The sequence below is a fragment of the Bacillus sp. JJ1773 genome (assembly GCF_036962035.1).
In the GTDB taxonomy this organism is placed as follows: domain Bacteria; phylum Bacillota; class Bacilli; order Bacillales; family Cytobacillaceae; genus Cytobacillus.
Genome location: NZ_JBALNX010000027.1, coordinates 15360 through 37251, shown reverse-complemented (window position 1 = coordinate 37251; position 21892 = coordinate 15360). Strand labels below are relative to the sequence as shown.

The 21892-nt window shown below is 37.6% G+C and carries 27 protein-coding genes; all 27 read left to right on the top strand.

Annotated elements, in window-relative coordinates; translation table 11 throughout:
* Positions 1-37: 37 nt before the first annotated feature.
* Positions 38-940, top strand: a complete 903-nt coding sequence (gene xerC, locus V7127_RS06415; protein WP_335346314.1) for a tyrosine recombinase XerC — start codon at positions 38-40, stop codon at positions 938-940.
* 76 nt (positions 941-1016) lie between these two features.
* On the top strand, positions 1017-1559 hold the full coding sequence (gene hslV / locus V7127_RS06410) for an ATP-dependent protease subunit HslV (protein WP_335484367.1): 543 nt from the start codon (positions 1017-1019) through the stop codon (positions 1557-1559).
* A gap of 18 nt (positions 1560-1577) precedes the next feature.
* Positions 1578-2984: an HslU--HslV peptidase ATPase subunit gene (hslU, locus tag V7127_RS06405; protein ID WP_335484365.1), complete on the top strand. Its 1407-nt coding sequence runs from the start codon at positions 1578-1580 to the stop codon at positions 2982-2984.
* A gap of 102 nt (positions 2985-3086) precedes the next feature.
* Entirely contained in the window at positions 3087-3866 is a 780-nt protein-coding gene (codY, locus tag V7127_RS06400; RefSeq protein WP_335346317.1) for a GTP-sensing pleiotropic transcriptional regulator CodY, read from the top strand.
* A gap of 398 nt (positions 3867-4264) precedes the next feature.
* Complete coding sequence (flgB, locus tag V7127_RS06395; protein ID WP_335347258.1) at positions 4265-4660, top strand: flagellar basal body rod protein FlgB; 396 nt, start codon at positions 4265-4267, stop codon at positions 4658-4660.
* Positions 4661-4662: 2 nt separating this feature from the next.
* Positions 4663-5112: a flagellar basal body rod protein FlgC gene (flgC, locus tag V7127_RS06390; protein ID WP_335484363.1), complete on the top strand. Its 450-nt coding sequence runs from the start codon at positions 4663-4665 to the stop codon at positions 5110-5112.
* Positions 5113-5125: 13 nt separating this feature from the next.
* The gene (gene fliE / locus V7127_RS06385; protein ID WP_335484361.1) at positions 5126-5434 is read left to right on the top strand and encodes a flagellar hook-basal body complex protein FliE; all 309 of its coding nucleotides are present in this window, start codon (positions 5126-5128) and stop codon (positions 5432-5434) included.
* Between the two features lie 105 nt (positions 5435-5539).
* Complete coding sequence (gene fliF, locus V7127_RS06380; RefSeq protein WP_335353191.1) at positions 5540-7135, top strand: flagellar basal-body MS-ring/collar protein FliF; 1596 nt, start codon at positions 5540-5542, stop codon at positions 7133-7135.
* A gap of 12 nt (positions 7136-7147) precedes the next feature.
* A complete protein-coding gene (fliG, locus tag V7127_RS06375; RefSeq protein WP_335347254.1) occupies positions 7148-8164 on the top strand; it encodes a flagellar motor switch protein FliG in 1017 nt (338 codons plus the stop codon).
* On the top strand, positions 8148-8933 hold the full coding sequence (gene fliH, locus V7127_RS06370; RefSeq protein WP_335484461.1) for a flagellar assembly protein FliH: 786 nt from the start codon (positions 8148-8150) through the stop codon (positions 8931-8933). The genes fliG and fliH overlap by 17 nt, the downstream gene beginning before the upstream one ends.
* Entirely contained in the window at positions 8930-10249 is a 1320-nt protein-coding gene (fliI, locus tag V7127_RS06365) for a flagellar protein export ATPase FliI (protein WP_335347252.1), read from the top strand. The genes fliH and fliI overlap by 4 nt, the downstream gene beginning before the upstream one ends.
* A 5-nt stretch (positions 10250-10254) precedes the next feature.
* Complete coding sequence (gene fliJ, locus V7127_RS06360; protein WP_335484358.1) at positions 10255-10698, top strand: flagellar export protein FliJ; 444 nt, start codon at positions 10255-10257, stop codon at positions 10696-10698.
* 8 nt (positions 10699-10706) lie between these two features.
* Positions 10707-11312: a MotE family protein gene (locus V7127_RS06355; protein ID WP_335353190.1), complete on the top strand. Its 606-nt coding sequence runs from the start codon at positions 10707-10709 to the stop codon at positions 11310-11312.
* A gap of 32 nt (positions 11313-11344) precedes the next feature.
* On the top strand, positions 11345-12586 hold the full coding sequence (locus tag V7127_RS06350) for a flagellar hook-length control protein FliK (protein WP_335484356.1): 1242 nt from the start codon (positions 11345-11347) through the stop codon (positions 12584-12586).
* 11 nt (positions 12587-12597) lie between these two features.
* Positions 12598-13233, top strand: coding sequence for a flagellar hook assembly protein FlgD (flgD, locus tag V7127_RS06345; protein WP_335484354.1), 636 nt, complete (start codon positions 12598-12600; stop codon positions 13231-13233).
* Positions 13234-13248: 15 nt separating this feature from the next.
* Complete coding sequence (locus V7127_RS06340) at positions 13249-13638, top strand: TIGR02530 family flagellar biosynthesis protein (RefSeq protein ID WP_335484352.1); 390 nt, start codon at positions 13249-13251, stop codon at positions 13636-13638.
* A gap of 78 nt (positions 13639-13716) precedes the next feature.
* Positions 13717-14916, top strand: a complete 1200-nt coding sequence (locus tag V7127_RS06335; protein ID WP_335484350.1) for a flagellar hook protein FlgE — start codon at positions 13717-13719, stop codon at positions 14914-14916.
* A 54-nt stretch (positions 14917-14970) separates the two neighbouring features.
* Positions 14971-15192 (top strand): flagellar FlbD family protein, encoded by a 222-nt coding sequence (locus V7127_RS06330; RefSeq protein ID WP_335347259.1) that lies wholly within the window; start codon positions 14971-14973, stop codon positions 15190-15192.
* Positions 15182-15610, top strand: coding sequence for a flagellar basal body-associated protein FliL (fliL, locus tag V7127_RS06325; RefSeq protein WP_335347245.1), 429 nt, complete (start codon positions 15182-15184; stop codon positions 15608-15610). Before V7127_RS06330 ends, fliL begins: the two co-directional genes overlap by 11 nt.
* Positions 15611-15656: 46 nt before the next feature.
* Positions 15657-16658 carry a flagellar motor switch protein FliM gene (fliM, locus tag V7127_RS06320; RefSeq protein ID WP_335347244.1) on the top strand — a complete coding sequence of 334 codons (1002 nt, stop codon included), beginning with the start codon at positions 15657-15659 and terminating at the stop codon, positions 16656-16658.
* Entirely contained in the window at positions 16645-17970 is a 1326-nt protein-coding gene (gene fliY / locus V7127_RS06315; RefSeq protein WP_335353186.1) for a flagellar motor switch phosphatase FliY, read from the top strand. The genes fliM and fliY overlap by 14 nt, the downstream gene beginning before the upstream one ends.
* Before the next feature lie 18 nt (positions 17971-17988).
* Positions 17989-18351 carry a response regulator gene (locus V7127_RS06310; protein ID WP_315668554.1) on the top strand — a complete coding sequence of 121 codons (363 nt, stop codon included), beginning with the start codon at positions 17989-17991 and terminating at the stop codon, positions 18349-18351.
* A 29-nt stretch (positions 18352-18380) separates the two neighbouring features.
* The gene (locus V7127_RS06305; protein ID WP_335353185.1) at positions 18381-19040 is read left to right on the top strand and encodes a flagellar biosynthetic protein FliO; all 660 of its coding nucleotides are present in this window, start codon (positions 18381-18383) and stop codon (positions 19038-19040) included.
* The gene (gene fliP / locus V7127_RS06300; RefSeq protein WP_335353184.1) at positions 19037-19702 is read left to right on the top strand and encodes a flagellar type III secretion system pore protein FliP; all 666 of its coding nucleotides are present in this window, start codon (positions 19037-19039) and stop codon (positions 19700-19702) included. Before V7127_RS06305 ends, fliP begins: the two co-directional genes overlap by 4 nt.
* A 17-nt stretch (positions 19703-19719) precedes the next feature.
* The gene (fliQ, locus tag V7127_RS06295) at positions 19720-19989 is read left to right on the top strand and encodes a flagellar biosynthesis protein FliQ (RefSeq protein ID WP_335347241.1); all 270 of its coding nucleotides are present in this window, start codon (positions 19720-19722) and stop codon (positions 19987-19989) included.
* 4 nt (positions 19990-19993) lie between these two features.
* Positions 19994-20770, top strand: a complete 777-nt coding sequence (fliR, locus tag V7127_RS06290) for a flagellar biosynthetic protein FliR (protein WP_335484347.1) — start codon at positions 19994-19996, stop codon at positions 20768-20770.
* 3 nt (positions 20771-20773) lie between these two features.
* Entirely contained in the window at positions 20774-21859 is a 1086-nt protein-coding gene (gene flhB, locus V7127_RS06285) for a flagellar biosynthesis protein FlhB (protein ID WP_335347239.1), read from the top strand.
* Positions 21860-21892: the final 33 nt, after the last annotated feature.

Genomic DNA, 21892 nt, shown 5'->3' with positions numbered 1-21892 from the left:
ATGATACTATTTAGAAGCCCTTGTGAGGTGATAATGAATGGACCAAAATGTGAACAATTCGTTAAAGATGTTTATTGAATATTTACAAATTGAAAAAAACTATTCACAATATACTATTGAGTATTATCAACAGGATATTAACGAATTCTTTTTGTTCACAAATGAACAAGCAATTAACAATTTGCAGGATGTAAAGTATTCTGATGTCCGTATTTATCTTACAAAGCTTTATGAAAGAAAATTTGCAAGAAAATCGGTGGCTAGAAAAATTTCTTGTTTGCGAAGTTTTTTTAGATTCCTTGTCAGGGAGAAAATAGTTAGTGAAAACCCTTTTGCCCTAGCTTCCATTCCAAGGCTTGAAAAAAAGCTTCCGGAATTTTTTTATGAGGAAGAATTGGAAGAGTTATTTAATGCATGTGAAACGGAAACGATATTAGGGCAAAGAAATAAAGCGTTATTAGAGCTTCTATATGCTACTGGTATGCGCGTAGGCGAATGCAGCAATATTCAATTAAAAGATATTGATATGTACTTATCAACTGTTTTGGTTCATGGAAAGGGAAATAAGCAAAGGTATATCCCTTTTGGCAGCTTTGCACATGATGCTTTGGAATATTACATAAATAACGGTCGCAGAAGCTTGCTAACAAAAGAAGCTCCGAATGATTATTTATTTCTGAATAGCAGAGGGAGACCATTAACGCCTCGAGGGATAAGGCATATCCTTAGTAAACTAATTGAACAATCGTCTTTAAATGGCAAAATTCATCCACATATGCTAAGACATTCGTTTGCCACACATTTACTATCTAATGGAGCGGATATGAGAACCGTCCAGGAATTGTTAGGCCATGCCTTTTTATCATCAACACAAGTATATACGCATGTTACTGGCGAATATTTAAGAAATTCTTATTTAGCACACCATCCAAGAGCTTAAGATACAGATTTACGAAAACTTGAATTTGTAAATCAAAGCTTTAGTTTACGTATAAACGGCAAAGGAGGATATAAGAATGTCTCAATTTCATGCAACAACTATTTTCGCTGTGCATCACAAGGGGAATTGCGCAATGGCTGGAGACGGTCAAGTGACCTTTGGAAATGCGGTAGTCATGAAACACACTGCACGTAAGGTTAGGAAGCTATTTAATGGGAAGGTAATTGCCGGCTTTGCAGGTTCAGTTGCAGATGCCTTCACGCTATTTGAAATGTTTGAAGGCAAGCTTGAAGAATACAATGGAAATTTGCAGCGAGCCGCTGTGGAGCTAGCTAAACAATGGAGAAGCGATAAGATATTGCGTAAGCTTGAAGCAATGCTTATTGTCATGAACGCGGAAAGCCTCCTGCTTATTTCTGGCACCGGTGAGGTTATTGAACCTGATGATGGGATATTGGCAATCGGCTCCGGCGGACATTATGCACTTGCAGCAGGAAGGTCATTAAAACGTTACGCTGGGGATCATTTAACTGCAAAAGAAATTGCAAAAGCCTCTCTTGAAATGGCAGCTGAAATTTGTGTTTACACGAATCACAATATTATAGTAGAAGAACTTTAAGGGATGGTGAGCTGACTGATGGTTAAAGGAACGGATTTAACACCCCGTCAAATTGTTGAAAAACTTGATCAATTTATTATTGGCCAAAAGGATGCAAAAAAGGCAGTAGCTGTAGCATTAAGAAACAGATATCGCCGTGGATTACTAGAAGATAAGCTCCGTGATGAAATTAGTCCTAAAAACATATTAATGATCGGACCTACAGGTGTTGGAAAAACTGAAATTGCCCGCCGAATGGCAAAGTTAGTCGGGGCTCCTTTTATTAAAGTGGAAGCGACTAAATTTACAGAAGTCGGATATGTTGGAAGAGATGTTGAATCAATGGTTAGAGACCTTGTAGAAACATCTGTAAGACTCGTTAAGGAAGAAAAGATGAATAGCGTGAAGGAACGTGCAGAAGACAGTGCCAATCGGATCATAGTAGAATTACTAGTTCCTTCAAATAAAAAGACTGTAAATTATAAGAATCCACTGGAAATGCTATTTGGTGGAGGCAATGATCAGTCAGATCAAGATTCAACAACTTCAGATGATATGAATATTCAAGCAAAACGCAAGGTAGTGAAAGAAAAACTCGCCTTAGGTGAACTTGAAAATGAATTCATTACTGTAGAGCTAGAGGAACAGCCTCCATCCATGTTTGATATGCTGCAAGGTTCTGGAATGGAACAAATGGGCATGAATATGCAGGATGCATTAAGCGGGTTAATGCCTAAGCGCCGAAAGAAAAGAAAACTGACTGTAAGTGAAGCAAGAAAGGTATTAACAAATGAGGAAGCGCAAAAATTAATAGATATGGACGAAGTAACTCAAGAAGCTGTTTTCCGTGCTGAGCAGTCCGGCATCATATTTATTGATGAAATTGATAAGATTGCAAGCCGCAATAACGGAGGATCATCTGCAGATGTATCACGAGAAGGTGTTCAAAGAGATATTCTGCCAGTCGTAGAAGGGTCTACAGTCGTAACCAAATATGGCACAGTAAAAACTGATCACGTTCTGTTTATGGCAGCTGGAGCGTTTCATATGGCGAAGCCTTCAGATTTAATTCCGGAGCTGCAAGGGCGTTTTCCAATCCGTGTAGAATTAACGAAGCTAACCGTTGAGGATTTCTTTAACATCTTAGTTGAGCCTGATAATGCTCTTATTAAACAATATCAAGCTTTATTGGAAACTGAAGGTATACAAATTGAATTTTCTGACGATGCTATTCGTAGGATTGCTGAATTTGCCTTTGAAGTGAATCAAAATACCGATAATATTGGAGCGCGACGTCTTCACACGATAATGGAAAAGCTGCTTGAAGATTTATCTTTTGAGGCGCCAGATGTAACGATGGAAAAGATATCGATTACGCCTCAATATGTTGAAGAGAAATTAGGTGCAATTTCGCGGAACAAAGATTTAAGCCAATTTATATTGTAAAGTTTTTGTTAAGTTATATGTGAATAGATAGACAAATAATTTTTATTATTTCAAGATAAAATAGAATAAGCTTTTTTGTTAAGCAAAATGGAGGAAAAACTAATGGATTTATTATCAAGAACTAGAAAAATTAATGCGATGCTGCAAAAAGCAGCTGGCAGACCCGTTAACTTTAAAGAAATGGCAGAAACATTAAGTGATGTCATAACGGCTAATATTTTTGTACTTAGTCGACGCGGAAAATTACTAGGCTTTGCAGTTAACCAGCAAATTGAAAATGATCGTATGAAGCAAATGCTTGCAGATCGTCAATTCCCTGAAGAATATACGAATAATCTATTTAATATTCAGGAGACATCACCTAATCTTGACGTAGAAAGCGAATATACAGCTTTCCCTGTAGAAAACAAAGATCTTTTCAGCACAGGATTAACAACAATTGTTCCAATTAACGGAGGCGGGGAACGTCTTGGTACGTTAATTCTTGCAAGATTGAATGGACAATTCCATGACGATGATTTTATTTTGGCCGAATATGGAGCAACAGTAGTTGGTATGGAAATCTTACGTGAAAAAGCAGAGGAAATCGAAGAAGAAGCCCGCAGTAAAGCAGTTGTACAAATGGCCATTAGTTCGCTTTCTTACAGTGAATTAGAAGCAATTGAGCATATTTTTGAAGAACTAAATGGCAGTGAAGGCTTGCTCGTAGCTTCGAAAATTGCAGACCGCGTAGGGATTACAAGATCAGTAATCGTTAACGCTTTACGCAAATTAGAGAGCGCAGGAGTGATTGAATCTAGATCACTTGGAATGAAAGGAACCTATATTAAGGTTCTGAATGATAAGTTTTTATTTGAACTTGAGAAATTAAAATCTCATTAATTTCTAACCAAACCCCTTTTTCGACAAGAAAGGGGTTTTTTTTATTACATATTTTTTACAAATTTTAAGTAAAATGAAAATTTGCTTTATTTTTGTTACAATTTATCATTTAATAAAACTCAGGACTATTTTACCTGGAAAAATAAAAAAACGATCAGATTTTTGTTCGATAAATTGTAATTATTTACAGTGATTTGCTGTTTCGCAAAGAGGTTTCTTTTTTTATAATGAAAAATGGGAAGAAGGTCATGTTAAAAGTAACCCAAGTATGATAGACATATTATTTCATTTTCATTACAATAAAAGGTAAGCGACATATAAGTTTCTTTTTCTTCAAAATTCTACATATTAAACGGATTGTGGTTTGACATTGAAAATAGCAATAATGAGGTGCGTTTATGAAGTTATTTTCTAATTCAATTACGACTATTGAAAATGGTCTAAATTATTCTTCTCTAAAACAAAAAGTTATATCACAAAATATAGCAAATGAAGCAACTCCTGGATATAAAGCAAAAGAGGTTAGCTTTAAGCAATCATTGGAAACGGCAGTTAACCGATCAATAGAAGCTAATCGGACCGATCAAAGACATTTTTCCTTTAAAAGCAGTCCGCTTTCGAATGCGGGAATCATAAATCGGAAAAACGTTTCTTATAATCATAACGGTAATAGCGTGGATATTGATAAGGAAATGACAGACTTAGCCGGAAACCAAATTTATTACAATGCACTTATAGACCGAATTAGCGGTAAGTTTTCAAGCTTGCAGACTGTTATAAGGGGAGGTAAGTAGACATGTCCATTTTTCATAGCATGAATAATTCTGCTTCTGCTTTAACAGCACAAAGATTAAGAATGGATGTCATCTCATCGAATATGGCGAATGCGGAATCAACGAGAGGAAAGCTAGTTAATGGCGAATGGCAGCCCTATCGCCGTAAATCGGTCGTACTTGAACCGAAAGAAGCGCAGTTCTCCAACTTTCTAAATAAAGCAATTAATCGTTCAAGTGCCGGTAATGGAGTGAAGGCTACAAGAATTATTGAAGACGAAACACCGTTTAAGCTCGTTTATAATCCGGAGCATCCGGATGCAAATGATGAAGGATACGTTGAGCTGCCGAATGTTGACCCTTTGCGGGAAATGGTAGACCTAATAAGTGCAACAAGATCATATGAAGCGAACGTGACCGTTCTTAATGCTTCCAAAAGCATGTTAATGAAAGCATTAGAAATTGGAAAATAGAGGAGCAGAATAAATGAATAATGTCGGATTCCCTTCTGTTAGCAATATTTTAAAGCCACAGGAAACTAAACAGACTCATACATATACACCATTCGAAGCTCACAAGAGTTTTGCGTCCGTACTAAAAAATTCAATTCAAGAATTAAATAAGCTCCAAAATGAATCAGACAAAATGACTGAAAAACTCGTTAATGGTGAAAATGTTGATTTGCATCAAGTTATGATTGCCTCCCAAAAAGCAAGCGTTACATTGCAGGCAACACTCGAAATTCGCAATAAAGTAATTGAGGCTTATCAAGAAACAATGAGAATGCAAGTATAGTAGAATCAATGTTTTTATTCTAATTAAAACATTTTAAAGGCTAAAAACTTCTGTTTTGCGGTTATTAGCTGCCAAAGAGTGAGACAGAATAACCGGGGGATTGAAATGAAAGAATCGTTTCGGAAATATAAAGAAAATATCCAAGGATTTTGGCAAAGTCGAACCAAAAAGCAGAAGGTTTTGCTTTTTGGTTCCGTCCTTTTATTTATCATAATTGTTACAGGTGCATCGTTATTAGCGACTAGAACTACATTAGTTCCGCTTTACAGCAATCTTACACCCTCTGAAACAGGGACTATTAAAGAGAGTTTAGACGGCAGAGGCATTAAATCAGAAATAGCAGACGGTGGAACAACGATTAAAGTGCCAGAGGAAGTAGTAGATACACTTAAAGTTGAACTTGCAGCTGAGGGGATACCGAAATCTGGTAATATCGATTATTCATTTTTCAGTCAGAACGCCGGTATAGGTACAACGGAAAATGAATTTAAAATGATCAAATTAGATACAATGCAAACAGAATTAGCAAATTTAATAAGAGGGATTGAAGGGGTTACTGACGCAAAGGTCATGATTAACCTCCCCGAAAAAGGAATTTTTGTTAAAGATCCTTCTGAAGAAGCATCAGCTTCTATTGTTTTAAATACAAAATCAGGTTATCAATTTGAAGAATCTCAAATTCAAGCACTGTATCATTTAGTATCAAAAAGTATCCCTAATCTGCCTACTGATAATATCGTCATTACTAATCAATTCTTTGAGTACTTTGATTTAAAAAATAATCAAAATTCTACACCTGGCTCAACATTTGCCGAACAACATGAAATTAAAAAGCAAATTGAGCGAGATGTGCAGCGACAAGTACAAGGAATGTTAGGCACATTAATGGGACATGACAAAGTTGTTGTGTCTGTGACGGCTGATGTTGATTTTACACAGGAGAACAGAGAGGAAAATCTAGTCACTCCAGTAGACGAAGAAAATATGGCTGGCATTGCTATTAGCGCCCAAAAAATAACAGAAACCTTTACAGGAAATGCAGATCAAGCAGGTGGCCTTGCTGCTGCTGAGGATCCTGCGGATGTTCCGGGTTCTTCTTATTTAGAAGGAAATGGGGCAAATGGTGATTATGAAAAAATTGAAGAAACGATCAATAATGAAGTAAATAAAATTCGCAAAGAAATAGTTGAGAGCCCATATAAAGTAAGAGATTTAGGCATTCAAGTCATGGTTGAGCCGCCACAGCCAGAGGATCCAGCTTCACTACCTCAGGAAAGAGTAGATGATATAACCAAGATTCTTGCCACGATTGTTCGTACGACAATCGATAAAAAAGCAGGATCAGAAGAATTAACGGATGAAGCGATTAATGACAAAGTTGTCGTTTCAGTTCAGCCATTTAAAGGAAAAGTAGAATTCCCTAATGATGTTAAGCAAGTTCTGCCACTATGGGCTTACATTGTAGCTGGTGTGCTTCTTGCCATAATCGTTCTACTAATCTTCTTATTTATTAGGGCAAGAAGAAAACAAAAAGCAGAAGAACAGGAACTATTGGAAGTTGAGGAAGTCATTCATGTTCCAGACGTTAATGAGGAGCACGAGACAGAAAGCACAATGCGCAAAAAACAGCTTGAAAAAATGGCAAAGGAAAAGCCAGAGGATTTTGCAAAGCTTCTGCGTACTTGGATTGCTGAAGATTAGGGGGTATGGGTAATGGCAAAAAAAGATCAAAAAGAGCTATCGGGTAAGCAAAAAGCGGCCATACTTCTAATATCACTTGGACCTGATGTTGCATCATCTGTATATAAGCATTTAAGTGAAGAAGAAATAGAAAAATTAACCTTAGAAATCTCTGGTGTCAAAAAAGTTGATTCACTGGCAAAAGAAGAAGTCGTAGAGGAATTTCACAATATCGCCTTAGCTCAGGATTATATCTCCCAAGGTGGTATTGGGTATGCAAAAACGGTTTTAGAAAAAGCACTTGGGAATGAGCAGGCAGCTGTTATCATTAATAGGCTAACATCTTCTTTGCAGGTGAGACCTTTCGACTTTGCAAGGAAAGCAGACCCGGCTCAAATCCTTAACTTTATCCAAAATGAGCATCCGCAAACGATAGCATTAATATTATCGTATTTGGATGCAGCTCAGGCAGGGCAAATCCTATCGGAGCTTCCGCAGGAAATGCAAGCAGATATTGCTAAAAGAATTGCCGTCATGGATAGCACAGCGCCAGAAATTATTAATGAAGTGGAACAAATACTCGAAAGAAAACTTTCAGCAACTGTTACACAGGACTACACACAAACTGGCGGAATTGAAGCAGTCGTTGACGTCTTAAATGGGGTTGACCGTTCTACTGAGCGGACAATTTTAGATGCTTTAGAAATTCAGGATCCAGAGCTTGCGGAAGAAATTAAGAAAAGAATGTTTGTTTTCGAGGATATTGTTACCCTCGATAACCGCGCAATACAGCGAGTTATCCGCGATTGTGAAAGTGAAGATCTTATGCTTTCACTTAAAGTTTCAAGCGATGAAGTTAAGGAAATTATTTTCAAAAATATGTCTAAGCGTATGGTTGAAACGTTTAAAGATGAGATGGAATATATGGGGCCAGTTAGACTTCGAGATGTAGAAGAGGCCCAATCACGAATTGTTGCCATTATCCGCCGCCTAGAGGAAGCTGGAGAAATAGTCGTTGCCCGCGGTGGAGGAGATGATATCATTGTCTAGGTTAATCAAAGGAGTGCCGCCTTTAGCTAATCCTGTCCAAAACGACAAAAAAGTCATCGCAATCAAGGTTTTTAAACCGGAAGTTCTAGAAGATGAATTCGTTTCATCTCCAATAATTATGGAAGAACAAGTGCAATCACTGATTGAAGAGGCACAAAGGAAAGCCGAAGAAATATTAAACAGCGCAAGACATGAAGCGGAATTGATTCGTCAGCAGCTAGATGAAAACATTCAAGCCTTTGAGCAAGAAAAAGAAAGAATGGCTGCAGAAGCACATCAAACCGGATTCGAAGCAGGATTAACAGAAGGCCGAGAAAAAGGATATGTAGAATACCATGAAGTCATTCAATCAGCACATGATATCGTAGAATCGTCCAAAAAAGACTACCGAAGCCGTGTTGAATCTTCAGAAAGAGAAATACTTGAGATTGGGATCAAAGTAGCCCAAAAGATATTAGGGAAAACGATCGAAGAGAATGAGGAAGAAATTTTATTTATTGTCAGACGGGCGTTAAAAGAAGCAAGGGACAATCAAGAGGTTCAATTGCATGTTCATCCAAGTCACTATGATTTTCTTCTTTCAAATAAGGAAGAACTAAAAATGATTTTTCCAAAAGAAATAGATTTATTTATTTATCCAGATGATGAATTAGCAGTATCAAGCTGCATCATTGAATCCGTAAATGGGAGAATTGATGCCAGTATTGATAGTCAGCTAGAAGAAATAAAACGAAAGCTTATTGAAATGCTAGAGGGTGAGCAGGAATGAAGCTTTTGGATGTCATTGAGCAAATTGATCAGCTAGACTCCTTTAAACGCTATGGAAGAGTAAAGAGAGTAGTAGGTTTAATGATTGAGTCCCAGGGACCACCTGAAAGCTCGATTGGCGATGTTTGCTATATTCATGTAGGCAATAATCGAAAAAGAACCATTCAGGCGGAAGTAGTCGGTTTTAAAAACGAAGAAGTTATTTTGATGCCATATACAACTATTAATGATATTTCGCCTGGCAGCCTGGTAGAAGCGACATCAAGGCCATTGGAAATAAAAGTTGGGGCTCAGCTGATCGGCTCAGTCATTGACTCGATGGGGCAGCCTCTTGATGGAACCCCATTGCCGAAAGGACTTTCTTCTGCGCCAACTGAGCAGGCTCCGCCCAATCCGCTCCAAAGACCGCCTATTTCTTCCGCTATGGAAGTCGGAGTTCGGATGATCGATAGTTTATTAACTGTTGGAATCGGACAGCGGGTTGGGATTTTTGCAGGAAGTGGTGTAGGGAAGAGTACTCTGCTAGGCATGGTTGCCAGGAATACAACTGCAGATTTAAACGTAATTGCCTTAATTGGAGAGCGTGGCAGGGAAGTGCGTGAATTTATTGAGCGTGACCTTGGTCCAGAAGGCTTAAGCCGTTCTATTGTCGTTGTGGCAACGTCTGATCAACCAGCATTAATGAGAATTAAGGGTGCTTATACAGCAACAGCCATTGCCGAATATTTTCGCGATAAGGGTCTAAATGTCATGATGATGATGGATTCGGTCACAAGGGTGGCGATGGCGCAAAGGGAAGTTGGACTTGCAATAGGTGAGCCTCCAACAACAAAAGGATATACCCCTTCTGTTTTTGCCATTTTGCCAAAGCTTCTCGAAAGAACTGGTACAAATGAAAAAGGATCCATTACAGCATTTTATACTGTTTTAGTAGATGGTGATGATATGAATGAACCCATTGCTGATACAGTCCGAGGGATATTGGATGGTCACTTTGTTCTTGATCGCGCTCTTGCTAATAAAGGTCAATATCCGGCGGTTAATGTGCTGAAAAGCGTCAGCAGGGTAATGAATAATATCGTTCCACCAGAACATATACGAGCAGCTGAGAAATTACGAGAGGCATTGAGTACTTATATGAATGCCGAAGATTTAATTAATATCGGAGCATATAAAAAAGGGTCATCCAGTGAAATTGATGAAGCTATAAGGCTCTATCCTAATATTATTTCCTTCTTAAAGCAGGGAACGCATGAAAAAATAACTTTTCAAGAAAGTGTTTACCAATTAAATAGCCTTTTAGGGAAAGGAGATTAATTTTCATGCAATACCAATTCAAATTTGAAAAAATCCTTACGATTAGAGAAAGAGAGAAGGATGAAGCACTAAACGTTTATAACCAATCAGTCAAAAGATTTGAAACAGCCGCTGAAAAATTGTATGAACTCCTTAAGAAAAAAGAGGATTTAGAAGACTATCAATCTTCAAGGCTAGTTAACGGGTTGCCAGTACAAGAAATTAGGCATCATCAGCACTTTATTCATCAATTGGAAAGAACGATCGAGCATTATCAGCAAATTGTTATGAATGCACGAAATCACATGAATTTTCAGCAGGAAAGGCTGCTGGAGAAAAATGTAGAAGTGAAAAAATATGAGAAAATTAAAGAAAAAGACATGACGAATTTTGCTGAAGATGTAAGGCTGCAAGAGGGAAGGCAAATGGATGATATCTCGATTCAGCATTATATGTATCGGGGAAATTAGGTGGTAAAGTGGACAAAGTACTAGAAGAAAAAAAGCAATCAAAATTTCAAGGCTTCATATTTGTGGTCTTAATTCCTTTATTATTTGCTATTACAGTAGCTCTTATTGTGATGACTATTCTTGGGATTAATGTTTTCGAACTATCAAAGGAATACGGTCAGAAGATTCCGTTTATATCTTCTGCCTTAAATGAAGAAGGTTCCCAAAGCATTGAAGACATAGAGTCAAAAATGATTGAACTTGAAGCGGAAATTAAAGACCGGGAAGCGAAGATTTCTAAGCTTGAAACGGAGATAGAGAATAAAGACGAGGAAATTTCACAAGTGCAATTAGAAAAGGAACGTCTGGAAGAAGAAATTCTTGAACTAACAGCGATGAAAGATGAAAACAAACGTGCATTTAAGGATATTATCAAAACCTATGAAACGATTTCAGCAAAGAAAGCTGCTCCGATACTTTCACAAATGGGTGAGGAAGAAGCTTTACAAATCCTTTCAAGCATTAAAGCAGATACACTAGCAGCTATTATGGAAAAAATGAATCCGGAAGATGCAGCTAGGTATACGGAGCTGTTAACTGCCAATGCTGAAAATCAATTGGAAAACTCTCCGTAATGTAAAAGAGTTAAATGAAAGGGGGTGAAAAAATGGAAATGAGCGGATTAGGAGCAATTAATACGATTGTATCCAACAACGGAAATTCTGGTACAATCGGCAAAATACCAACTGGGTTTGGGGCTTTGGTTGCAGGATTGATGGGGAATTCAACAACCCCTGTACAAGATGAGAAAGCAACAAATAATTTACCTAGTGATGAGCTTGGAAGCTTACTTCAATTTCTGCAGACAACAGATGTTTTTGCACTGGAAAATGGGACTGAGCTAATTGATGGATCAAATCTTAATTCTTCGGAAGTCATCAAAATAATAGAAAATGAATTAAATCTATCCACTGATGAACTTTACGACCTGCTAAGTAAATTTTTCAATGATATTAGTTCTTCTGCAAAGAGTGATAAGTCAAGTGATAAGGATGTTGCCCAAATAGATATGGTCCTTGCACTGATCCAATCGATTATTTCTTTACAAAAGCAAGATATGAAAATAGAACCGAATAAAGACTTTGGACAAGCAATGAAAGCTATCAAACTATTTGAGTTGTTATCTGCACATGAGAATTCTTTAGGGAATCAGTTAAAGTTAAAAGAATTTATAAAGAATATCTCTGAAAAGCTAGAAATGGCATTAAATAGTATGAATTCCTCTGATAGAGGTGAATTTGTAAGGAAAACCTTTCAAACTCTTGTAAATGAATTGAATGGAAAAGTAGTTTCGGGCACTGATAAGGCGGGAGAACAAATCGCAAAAGCATTGAATAAATCTGAGCCTGTTAATCATCAAGGATTCATTCAATTTCAGCAATTATCCAAACCTGAGCAGTTAACTATGCTATCAAGTTCTGGCAGACCTGTTTCAGCTGAGCAGCTGATTGAACAATTTGAATCCATTTTATCAAAAAGCCAATTGTTGAAAAGCGGAGGCACTCAAAGACTATTCCTTAAGTTAAATCCAGAAAATCTCGGATCACTTAGAATAGAGTTAATTCAGAAGGATTCAACAATCATAGCCCGGATTCTTACATCGACCGCAAATGCAAAAGATATGATGGAGTCGCATTTGAACGGGTTAAGACAAGCATTCCAATCGCAAAATATTCAAGTAGAAAGAATTGAGATATCTCAAGCCTTTACTTCTCAGGAGCGTAGCTTGAATCGTGAACAGCAGCAACATGGACAGGAAAGGCAGCAGCAACAGGAAGAGCGTCAAGAAAAACAATCAGGAGATTTTAACCATTCATTCGAAGAAGCACTTCTTAATACAGAAGCGTAGGTGTGATAAACATGACTAATACAATTGATTCGTCCTTAATGCTATCAAGTTATCAAAAGGATCAGAGAAAGACCGGCTCGGATATTTTAGGAAAAGATGACTTTCTAAAAATATTAATGGTCCAGCTCCAAAACCAGGATCCAATGAATCCGATGCAGGATAAAGATTTTATTGCCCAAATGGCCACTTTTTCAACATTAGAGCAGATAACGAATATGGGAAAATCAATGGATAAATTTGTGAAGGTCCAGGAGCAGAGTCAATTAATTGCCTATAACCAATTTGTCGGCAAGGACATTACATGGCATAAAGTTTCTGAAGCAAAGGAACAGGGTGGAACTCCTGTAATTGAGGAAGGAAAAGGGAGAGTAGCATCCGTTCAGTTTAAGGATAATAATGTCCTATTTATCCTTGATGACGGAACGAAACTAGAACCGGGCAATATTTCGCAAATCAACGAAACATCAAAAGAAAATTCGATGGTTCAAGCGAGCATGATGATTGGAAAATCAGTTACATACTTAGCAGATAAAGCAGAAAAAACAGGATTAGTAAAATCAGTTTCCTTTAAAGATGGGAAAACACTGTTTCAATTAGATGATGAAAAGACTACAATCACTGCTTCGCAAATAACAAAAATAGAATAATGAGAAGGTGATTGAATGGATAAAATGATGTTTCATCCGATTCAATCGAAAGCCGTTATAAGCCCGAAGGCCAAACCATTTAAGCCGGAATTGCAAAGCTCTCAAAAATTTGCCGCCCATCTACATACGGCTCTTCAGCCCCAAGGTAAATTAGTAGTGAGTAAACACGCACAGGATCGCATGCAGCAAAGAGGAATTCAAATTAATGAAACTCACTGGAAGCAAATTGCAGACAAAGTTCTCGAAGCTAGAAAAAAGGGTGTAAATGAATCACTCGTATTGCTAAAAGATGCGGCACTCATTGTCAGCGCAAAAAACAATACAGTGATTACGGCAATGGATCGGGAGGAAGCCCGAACACAAATATTCACGAATATTAATGGCACCATTCTATTAGATCAATAAACAAAGGCTGGACCTTTTTAGGGAGCCTAACGCTGCCGACTGACAGAAGCAGCTACATACGAAAGGAGCAATTATATAATGCTACGTTCAATGTATTCAGGGATAAGCGGAATGAAAAACTTCCAAACAAAGCTTGATGTAATTGGTAATAATATTGCTAACGTAAATACTTTTGGATTCAAAAAAGGCCGTGTGACTTTTAAAGATACGATGAATCAAATGGTGGCGGGAGCAAGTGCTGCAACTGAAACTCGTGGTGGCACAAATCCGATGCAAGTTGGACTTGGTTCCTCATTAGCATCTATAGATACCATTCATACAGGATCTAGTTTGCAAACGACTGGTCGTTCTCTTGATTTAGGAATCGATGGTGATGGCTACTTTGTGGTTAAACAAGGTGACCAAACTTTATATTCTAGAGCAGGTAACTTTTATCTTGATGACAATGGAACACTTGTAAATGCGAATGGACTTAAAGTACAAGCTTATAAATCTGGTGTTCTTGAAGATATTACAGTGAATGTGAACGCAACATTACCTGCTCTTGCAACAGGGAATATGAAACTAGAAGGTAGTTTGCCTGATCCAACTACAATACCACCAGGTGAGGGTAGTGAAGTTCAACAGTTGAAAGTTGTAGATTCGAAAGGTGTTGAACATACTTTAGATTATCAATATGTAGTTAATACTGATGGGGATGGCTGGGAAGTAGTATTTACAAATCAAATGGATCCTAATAAAACATCTTTTACAATTGAATTAGATTATTCAGCACCACCTACTTTTTCACTGGACCCAGTTACTATCGATTTAAGTGCTGATTTAAACTTAGCAGATGGAGGTACCGTTACACTAATTGCAGATAAATTGAAACAAGAAGGGGATTCGATTACTGCGCTAGTAAACCCAGATGGGAATTTATCGGGCAAATTAGAAAGCTTTAATATAGGTCCTACCGGAGAAATAAGTGGTGTTTATTCAAATGGCCAAATTAGAAATCTTGGAACAATTGCATTGGCGAAATTTAGTAATACATCCGGTCTATTGAAGGCGGGAAATAATTTATTCCAGGAAACAATTAACTCAGGTACTGCAAACATTAATGTTCCTGGAAACGGCCGTGGTTCGATCGCACCAGGAGCTCTCGAAATGTCCAACGTCGACCTTTCAGAAGAATTCACTGAAATGATCACAGCCCAACGTGGTTTCCAAGCAAATACTAGAATTATCACAACATCTGACGAAATTTTACAAGAGTTAGTTAACCTAAAACGATAGGTAAGGGAGGGACAGGGCCTTAAGGCTTAACGTCCTAAGGCCCTGAACATAATATTGATTAAAGTTAGTCGCCTAAATGGAAAACCATTTACACTAAATGCAGTGTTTATCGAAACGATAGAGTCTTTTCCCGATACAACAATTACGTTAACGAATGGCCGAAAGTATGTTGTGAAAGAATCGGAGGATACTGTATCGAAGCTTGTAAAGGAATTCTATCAATCTGTCAGCCTTTTGGGGCAGCAGCAAATGGGAGAAAGAGAGAATGAAGAATAATAAGCTGGTCATGATCATGTTAATATTGCTTGTGGCTATTGCCTTAGTTGGAGCTGTCGCGATTATTATTGTTAAACAGCTTAATGATAATTCTGGCCCGAAAGAACCGTCAATTGATGAAGTATTAGAGGCATCTGTTGACGTTCCGCAAATTACAACTAATTTAGCAAGCAATGATTTTATCCGTATTTCATTTAAAATTCAAACAGATAGTAAAAAAGCAAAAGAGGAACTAGAAAAAAGAGATTTTCAAGTAAAGGACATCATTATCCAAGAATTATCTGAAATGGCAGCTGAAGATATTCAGGGTAAAGAGGGTCAGAAAAAGCTAAAAGAGGATTTAAAGGGAAAAATCAATACGATTTTGCAAAAAGGTGAAGTTGAACAGGTATATATTACTGAAAATCTCCTCCAATAGAACAACAATATTAAAATTTATAGTCAAAGGCTGGAGGTGAGGTTTCATGTCAGGTGAAGTTTTATCACAGAGTGAAATAGATGCGCTCCTTTCTGCATTATCAACAGGTGAAATGGATGCAGACGAGCTTAAAAAAGAGCAGACTGAGAAAAAAGTTAAGGTCTATGACTTTAAAAGGGCGCTGCGCTTTTCAAAGGATCAAATTAGAAGTTTAACTAGAATCCATGAAAATTTTGCACGGCTGTTAACTACTTTCTTCTCTGCACAATTAAGAACTTATGTCCAAATTACTGTCGCATCAGCCGATCAGATTCCATATGAAGAGTTTATTAGGTCCATCCCGAAAATGACGATATTAAATGTTTTTGAGGTGCCCCCTTTAGATGGAAGAATCCTGATGGAAGTCAATCCCAATATTGCTTACGCATTAATGGACAGAATGATGGGCGGCAAAGGCTCGAGTATAAATAAGGTTGATAATTTAACAGAAATTGAAACAAAAATTATGTCTACCACTTTTGAACGAGCATTTGAGAATTATATGGAAGCCTGGAGCACGATTGAAGAAATTGATCCTCAGCTAATGGATTTCGAGGTCAATCCTCAATTTCTGCAAATGGTGTCGCCGAATGAAACAGTTGTAGTGATCTCGTTAAATACGACAATTGGTGAAACGAGCGGAATGATGAATATTTGTATTCCACATGTCGTCCTTGAGCCAATTATCCCTAAACTATCTGTACACTATTGGATGCAAACAGATAAAAAGGAGAGAGCTCCTGAAGAGTTAAACAGGCTTGAAAATCATATCCAACGTGCGGAAGTATCCGTTGTCGGAGAACTTGGCCATTCGGAAATCAGCATTCAGGATTTTCTTATGTTAGATATCGGTGATGTTATCGAGCTAAATAAACCAATTGATCAGCCTTTACTGATTAAAGTAGGGGATATACCTAAATTTCTCGGACAGCCAGGAAAAGTAAACAAAAAACTTGCAATTCAAGTATTAGACATTGTGAAAGGGGGAGGCGACGATGATGAGCGATGATATGCTTTCACAAGATGAAATAGATGCGCTATTACGCGGGGTAGATGACGATGATGAGTCTGATTTATTTGATGATACTTTAAATGTAGAAGACTACCTATCTCCAATGGAGCAGGATGCTTTAGGAGAAATTGGGAACATTTCGTTTGGAAGCTCAGCAACAGCATTGTCAACCTTACTAAACCAAAAAGTAGAAATTACGACACCATCAGTAACGACCATACCGCCTAAAAAATTACATGATGAATTTCCGCATCCTTATGTTGCGATCCAGGTTAGTTATACGGAAGGATTTTCGGGAAGTAATTTATTAGTCATTAAACAAACAGATGCTGCGATTATTGCAGATTTAATGTTGGGTGGAAATGGACAAAACCCAGCCGATCTTTTGGGGGAAATTCAGCTAAGTGCTGTGCAGGAAGCGATGAACCAAATGATGGGTTCTGCGGCAACTTCAATGTCTACCATTTTTAGCAAAAGAGTAGATATTTCACCTCCTACCATTGATATTTTAGATATTCCCCAGGGAGAGGGTACAAATCGCATTCCTGGAGAAGATATATTGGTTAAAATCTCCTTCCGTTTGAAAATTGGGGACTTAATTGATTCTAATATTATGCAGCTTTTGCCACTGCAATTTGCTAAAAGTTTAGTCAACGAATTGTTAAATCCGGGAGGAGAACCGGAGAATATTTCAGGTACAATGAAAGAAGTTGAGGATTCCGTCCCAATGTACCAAGATTCCGAGGTTACACTGGATAAACAGCCTGTAGACACATTCGCTCAGGAAAATAGTTTTTCTCAGAACCCGTATTCAGAAAGAGAAATGGTTCCGCCAAATGGGGGATGGCAGCAAGCTCCTCAAGGGCAGCATGTACAACAGGTACATCAAGCTTATCAGGCACAGCCAGCATACTATCCGCCACCACAAGCAGCGAGCCATCAAAATGGTCCGCAGCATTTTGGTTCTGCGTTACCTGGCGGAGTACAGCCAACTGTTCAGCCTGCAGTTTTTTCAAGCTTTGAACCATATTCACTTCAAGAATCTGAATCGAAAAATTTAAACATGCTACTTGATATTCCACTGCAAGTAACCGTTGAACTAGGAAGAACAAAACGATCAGTGAAAGAAATCCTAGAGTTATCTGCTGGATCGATCATTGAATTAGATAAACTTGCAGGGGAACCCGTTGATATTCTAGTCAATAATCGCTTAATTGCTCAAGGAGAGGTAGTTGTGATTGACGAGAACTTCGGAGTACGTGTAACAGACATCATTAGTCAAAGTGACCGAATAAAAAAACTTAAATAAGCACGGGGGTTAACAGTAATGGCGCACAAAATTTTAATTGTAGATGATGCAGCTTTCATGAGAATGATGATTAAGGATATTCTTTCAAAAAATGGGTATGAAGTAGTCGGAGAAGCAGCAGATGGTGCTCAGGCAGTTGAAAAGTATAAAGAGTCTCAGCCAGATTTAGTAACAATGGATATTACAATGCCCGAAATGGATGGAATTACTGCTCTTAAAGAAATTAAAAAAATTAATCCGAATGCTAAGGTTATTATGTGTTCCGCGATGGGACAGCAGGCAATGGTTATTGATGCCATTCAGGCAGGGGCAAAGGATTTTATCGTAAAACCATTCCAGGCTGACCGTGTGATCGAGGCTATTTCCAAAACTTTAGGCTAATGAATATTTCATTTAGAGGGTGCAGTATATTGCTATATTTCAAGCGGACAATTTTTACGCTGTTTTTAATGAGCTTTGCTCTGCTAGGGATTCATGCACCAGCCTACGCAGAGCAAGTAAATAGTGTAAAAGATTGTATAGAACATCCAGATACATGCGATCAAGATCAGCTTCCTCAAAAACAGGATACAGCCAAGAATGAACAACCCGTTAAGGTTGGATTAAATCTTTTTGATTTTGTCAAAATGATTTTTGCCACTGTCTTTGTTGTAGGACTATTATATTTCATGCTTAAAATTATTAATAAGAAAAGTAAAATGTATAAAAGCTCCCAGCTTGTTGAGAATTTAGGCGGAACGGCATTAGGCACAAACCGTTCAGTACAATTAATAAAGGTTGGGAAGAGGATCTTAATTGTTGGTGTAGGAGAAAATATACAGCTTTTGAAAGAAATCGAAGATCAAGAGGAGTATAATCAGCTTCTGACCGATTATAACGAAAAGATGGAACAGCTTGTACAACCAAGCGATATTGTGACAAGGGTACTTCAAAGAAGAAAAAGTGTACATCAAGATGAGAAACAAGGGAACCAATTTCAAAGCATACTCAAACAACAATTGGAAGATATCACAAAAGGAAGAAAGCAATTATATAAAGAAATGGAGAAGAAAGGGTCAGACGAGCGATGAATGAATTTATGGAGTTTTTTAACAATAGTTCGCCTGCCAATGTTTCAACATCTGTGAAGCTTATATTAATGCTTACAGTTTTATCATTGGCACCCAGCATTCTCATTTTAATGACTTGCTTTACAAGAATCATAATTGTTCTCTCCTTTGTCAGAACGGCGCTTGCCACTCAGCAAATGCCTCCTAATCAAGTACTAATCGGATTAGCTTTATTTCTTTCATTTTTTATCATGGCACCTACCTTTCAGCAAGTAAATGAAGAAGCACTTACACCATTATTTAATGAAGAAATTAATTTAGAACAAGCATACGAAAAAGCATCGATCCCATTTAAGGAATTTATGAGTGCCCATACGAGACAAAAGGATTTAGCCTTGTTCCTTGAATATTCGAAAGCAGAGCCACCTAAATCAATTGAGGAAATTCCATTAACAGCTCTTGTCCCGGCTTTTGCCATTAGTGAAATAAAAACAGCTTTCCAAATTGGATTTATGATTTTTATTCCATTTCTTGTAATTGACATGGTGGTTGCGAGTGTTCTTATGTCGATGGGAATGATGATGCTGCCTCCAGTGATGATTTCATTGCCATTTAAAATATTATTATTTGTTCTTGTGGATGGATGGTATCTCGTTGTTAAATCTCTTTTACAAAGCTTTTAAGCAGGTGAAAATAATAAATGACTCCTGAATCCGTAATAACAATTGCAGAACAAGGAATTATGACGGTTTTATTCATAAGTGGTCCATTGCTGGTGCTCGCGCTAGTTGTCGGGTTAATCGTCAGTATCTTTCAAGCAACAACACAAATACAAGAACAGACACTAGCTTTTATTCCAAAAATTGTTGCCGTATTAGCAGGACTCGTTTTCTTCGGTCCGTGGATGCTCAGCCATATGCTTTCATATGCTGGAGAAATATTTTCGAATTTAACTAGATTTGTAGGATGATCATATGGTGAATTTCTTACCGGCGTTCCCGGCCTTTTTACTTATTTTCGTAAGGGTAACATCTTTTTTTCTGATGATGCCCCTTTTTTCATATCGCTCTATACCAACAGCTGCAAAAATTGGCTTAGGCTTTTTCATGTCATTGGTTATGGTGTTTACCATAGATACACCTGCGTTAGAAATAGACAATCATTATTTTTTATTAATTATCAAAGAAGCGCTTGTAGGGCTTTTAATTGGATTTATAGCGTATTTAATTTTATCGGCCATACAAATTGCCGGCGGTTTTATTGACTTTCAGATGGGATTTGCCATTGCAAACGTCATCGATCCGCAAACAGGTGCACAAAGCCCGCTTATGGGTCAATATTTATACACGATTGGACTCTTTTTCTTACTCACTGTCAATGGCCATCATCTATTATTAGATGGGGTATTTTATAGCTATCAGTTTATCCCTTTAGAACAGCCATGGATTTCATTTGGGAATGAAAACATGGCGGAATATGTAGTAAAAGCATTTAATTCTATGTTTATTATTGCCTTTCAAATGTCAATCCCAGTAGTAGGCAGTTTGTTTTTAGTAGATATTGCTTTGGGAATTGTTGCGCGGACAGTTCCCCAACTCAATGTATTTGTCGTGGGACTTCCATTGAAGATAGGTGTAAGCTTTATTGTTCTTTTAACAGTAATGAGCATTATGCTGCTCGTAGTTTCCCAATTATTCGAAATGATGTTAAGCACGATGCGCGGCCTAATGGATATTATTGGGGGAACCTAACAGATGAAACGATTAATTGCCTTAGACCTGCAATACTTTGCAGGAGAAAAAACGGAAAAAGCAACACCGAAGAAAAGGCAGGATTCAAGGAAAAAGGGACAAGTAGCAAAGAGCCAGGATGTTAACACGGCCGTTGTCCTATTAGGTGTTTTTACATTCCTTCTATTTGCAGGGTCTTATTTAAAGGATATTGTTTTTTATATTATGACACATACTTTTAATCAGTTAATGCTAATGGAATTGACTGAAGCAAATATACAAATCCTATTTTTAGCCATCCTGAAGGAACTTGTGTTCTTATTAGGCCCGATCATGCTTGTTGCCATGCTTTCGGGAATTATCGCCAATTATGCCCAGGTAGGATTTTTATTTTCTACAGAAGCTATTCAGCCGAAACTAGAAAAGCTGGATCCAATTAAAGGTTTTAAACGGATTTTTTCAGTAAGAGCCATCGTTGAACTTTTAAAATCAATCTTAAAAATTGGCTTTGTAGGGATTATCACCTTTATGGTTTTATGGAACAGAATTGATGAAATCCTGATCCTATCACAAAAAACAGTAGGGGCCGCACTGGCAACGATTGGCAGCTTAACGGTGCAAATGGGTTTGTATGCCTCAGGTGCCCTGCTATTTCTATCAATATTAGATTTCTTATATCAGAAATATGATTTTGAAAAAAACATCCGAATGTCGAAGCAAGATATTAAAGACGAGTATAAAAATATTGAAGGGGATCCCCTTATCAAATCAAAAATAAAACAGAAACAACGGGAAATGGCAATGAGAAGAATGATGCAGGAGGTTCCGAATGCGGATGTCGTCATAACTAATCCAACTCATTTCGCCGTTGCTTTAAAATATGATGAGGCAAAACTCGATGCACCCTATGTTGTCGCAAAAGGGGTCGACTTTGTTGCTCAAAAGATAAAAATGATTGCTAAAGAAAAGGATATTATAACTGTTGAAAATCGGCCTCTAGCGAGAGCTTTATATAGTCAGGCAGAAATTGGTGATGCGATTCCTGAGGAATTTTTCAAAGCAGTCGCGGAAATTCTTGCCCATGTATATAGAATGAAAAAGAAAATTTAATGATCTCTATACATTTATAGAGTGCTTTAGAAA

Excerpts from the sequence above, each read along its gene's own strand:
- xerC (WP_335346314.1), top strand. The coding sequence starts at position 38 with ATGGACCAAAATGTGAACAATTCGTTAAAGATGTTTATTGAATATTTA.
- hslV (WP_335484367.1), top strand. The coding sequence starts at position 1,017 with ATGTCTCAATTTCATGCAACAACTATTTTCGCTGTGCATCACAAGGGG.
- hslU (WP_335484365.1), top strand. The coding sequence starts at position 1,578 with ATGGTTAAAGGAACGGATTTAACACCCCGTCAAATTGTTGAAAAACTT.
- codY (WP_335346317.1), top strand. The coding sequence starts at position 3,087 with ATGGATTTATTATCAAGAACTAGAAAAATTAATGCGATGCTGCAAAAA.
- flgB (WP_335347258.1), top strand. The coding sequence starts at position 4,265 with ATGAAGTTATTTTCTAATTCAATTACGACTATTGAAAATGGTCTAAAT.
- flgC (WP_335484363.1), top strand. The coding sequence starts at position 4,663 with ATGTCCATTTTTCATAGCATGAATAATTCTGCTTCTGCTTTAACAGCA.
- fliE (WP_335484361.1), top strand. The coding sequence starts at position 5,126 with ATGAATAATGTCGGATTCCCTTCTGTTAGCAATATTTTAAAGCCACAG.
- fliF (WP_335353191.1), top strand. The coding sequence starts at position 5,540 with ATGAAAGAATCGTTTCGGAAATATAAAGAAAATATCCAAGGATTTTGG.
- fliG (WP_335347254.1), top strand. The coding sequence starts at position 7,148 with ATGGCAAAAAAAGATCAAAAAGAGCTATCGGGTAAGCAAAAAGCGGCC.
- fliH (WP_335484461.1), top strand. The coding sequence starts at position 8,148 with ATGATATCATTGTCTAGGTTAATCAAAGGAGTGCCGCCTTTAGCTAAT.
- fliI (WP_335347252.1), top strand. The coding sequence starts at position 8,930 with ATGAAGCTTTTGGATGTCATTGAGCAAATTGATCAGCTAGACTCCTTT.
- fliJ (WP_335484358.1), top strand. The coding sequence starts at position 10,255 with ATGCAATACCAATTCAAATTTGAAAAAATCCTTACGATTAGAGAAAGA.
- V7127_RS06350 (WP_335484356.1), top strand. The coding sequence starts at position 11,345 with ATGGAAATGAGCGGATTAGGAGCAATTAATACGATTGTATCCAACAAC.
- flgD (WP_335484354.1), top strand. The coding sequence starts at position 12,598 with ATGACTAATACAATTGATTCGTCCTTAATGCTATCAAGTTATCAAAAG.
- V7127_RS06340 (WP_335484352.1), top strand. The coding sequence starts at position 13,249 with ATGGATAAAATGATGTTTCATCCGATTCAATCGAAAGCCGTTATAAGC.
- V7127_RS06335 (WP_335484350.1), top strand. The coding sequence starts at position 13,717 with ATGCTACGTTCAATGTATTCAGGGATAAGCGGAATGAAAAACTTCCAA.
- fliL (WP_335347245.1), top strand. The coding sequence starts at position 15,182 with ATGAAGAATAATAAGCTGGTCATGATCATGTTAATATTGCTTGTGGCT.
- fliM (WP_335347244.1), top strand. The coding sequence starts at position 15,657 with ATGTCAGGTGAAGTTTTATCACAGAGTGAAATAGATGCGCTCCTTTCT.
- fliY (WP_335353186.1), top strand. The coding sequence starts at position 16,645 with ATGATGAGCGATGATATGCTTTCACAAGATGAAATAGATGCGCTATTA.
- V7127_RS06310 (WP_315668554.1), top strand. The coding sequence starts at position 17,989 with ATGGCGCACAAAATTTTAATTGTAGATGATGCAGCTTTCATGAGAATG.
- fliP (WP_335353184.1), top strand. The coding sequence starts at position 19,037 with ATGAATGAATTTATGGAGTTTTTTAACAATAGTTCGCCTGCCAATGTT.
- fliQ (WP_335347241.1), top strand. The coding sequence starts at position 19,720 with ATGACTCCTGAATCCGTAATAACAATTGCAGAACAAGGAATTATGACG.
- fliR (WP_335484347.1), top strand. The coding sequence starts at position 19,994 with ATGGTGAATTTCTTACCGGCGTTCCCGGCCTTTTTACTTATTTTCGTA.
- flhB (WP_335347239.1), top strand. The coding sequence starts at position 20,774 with ATGAAACGATTAATTGCCTTAGACCTGCAATACTTTGCAGGAGAAAAA.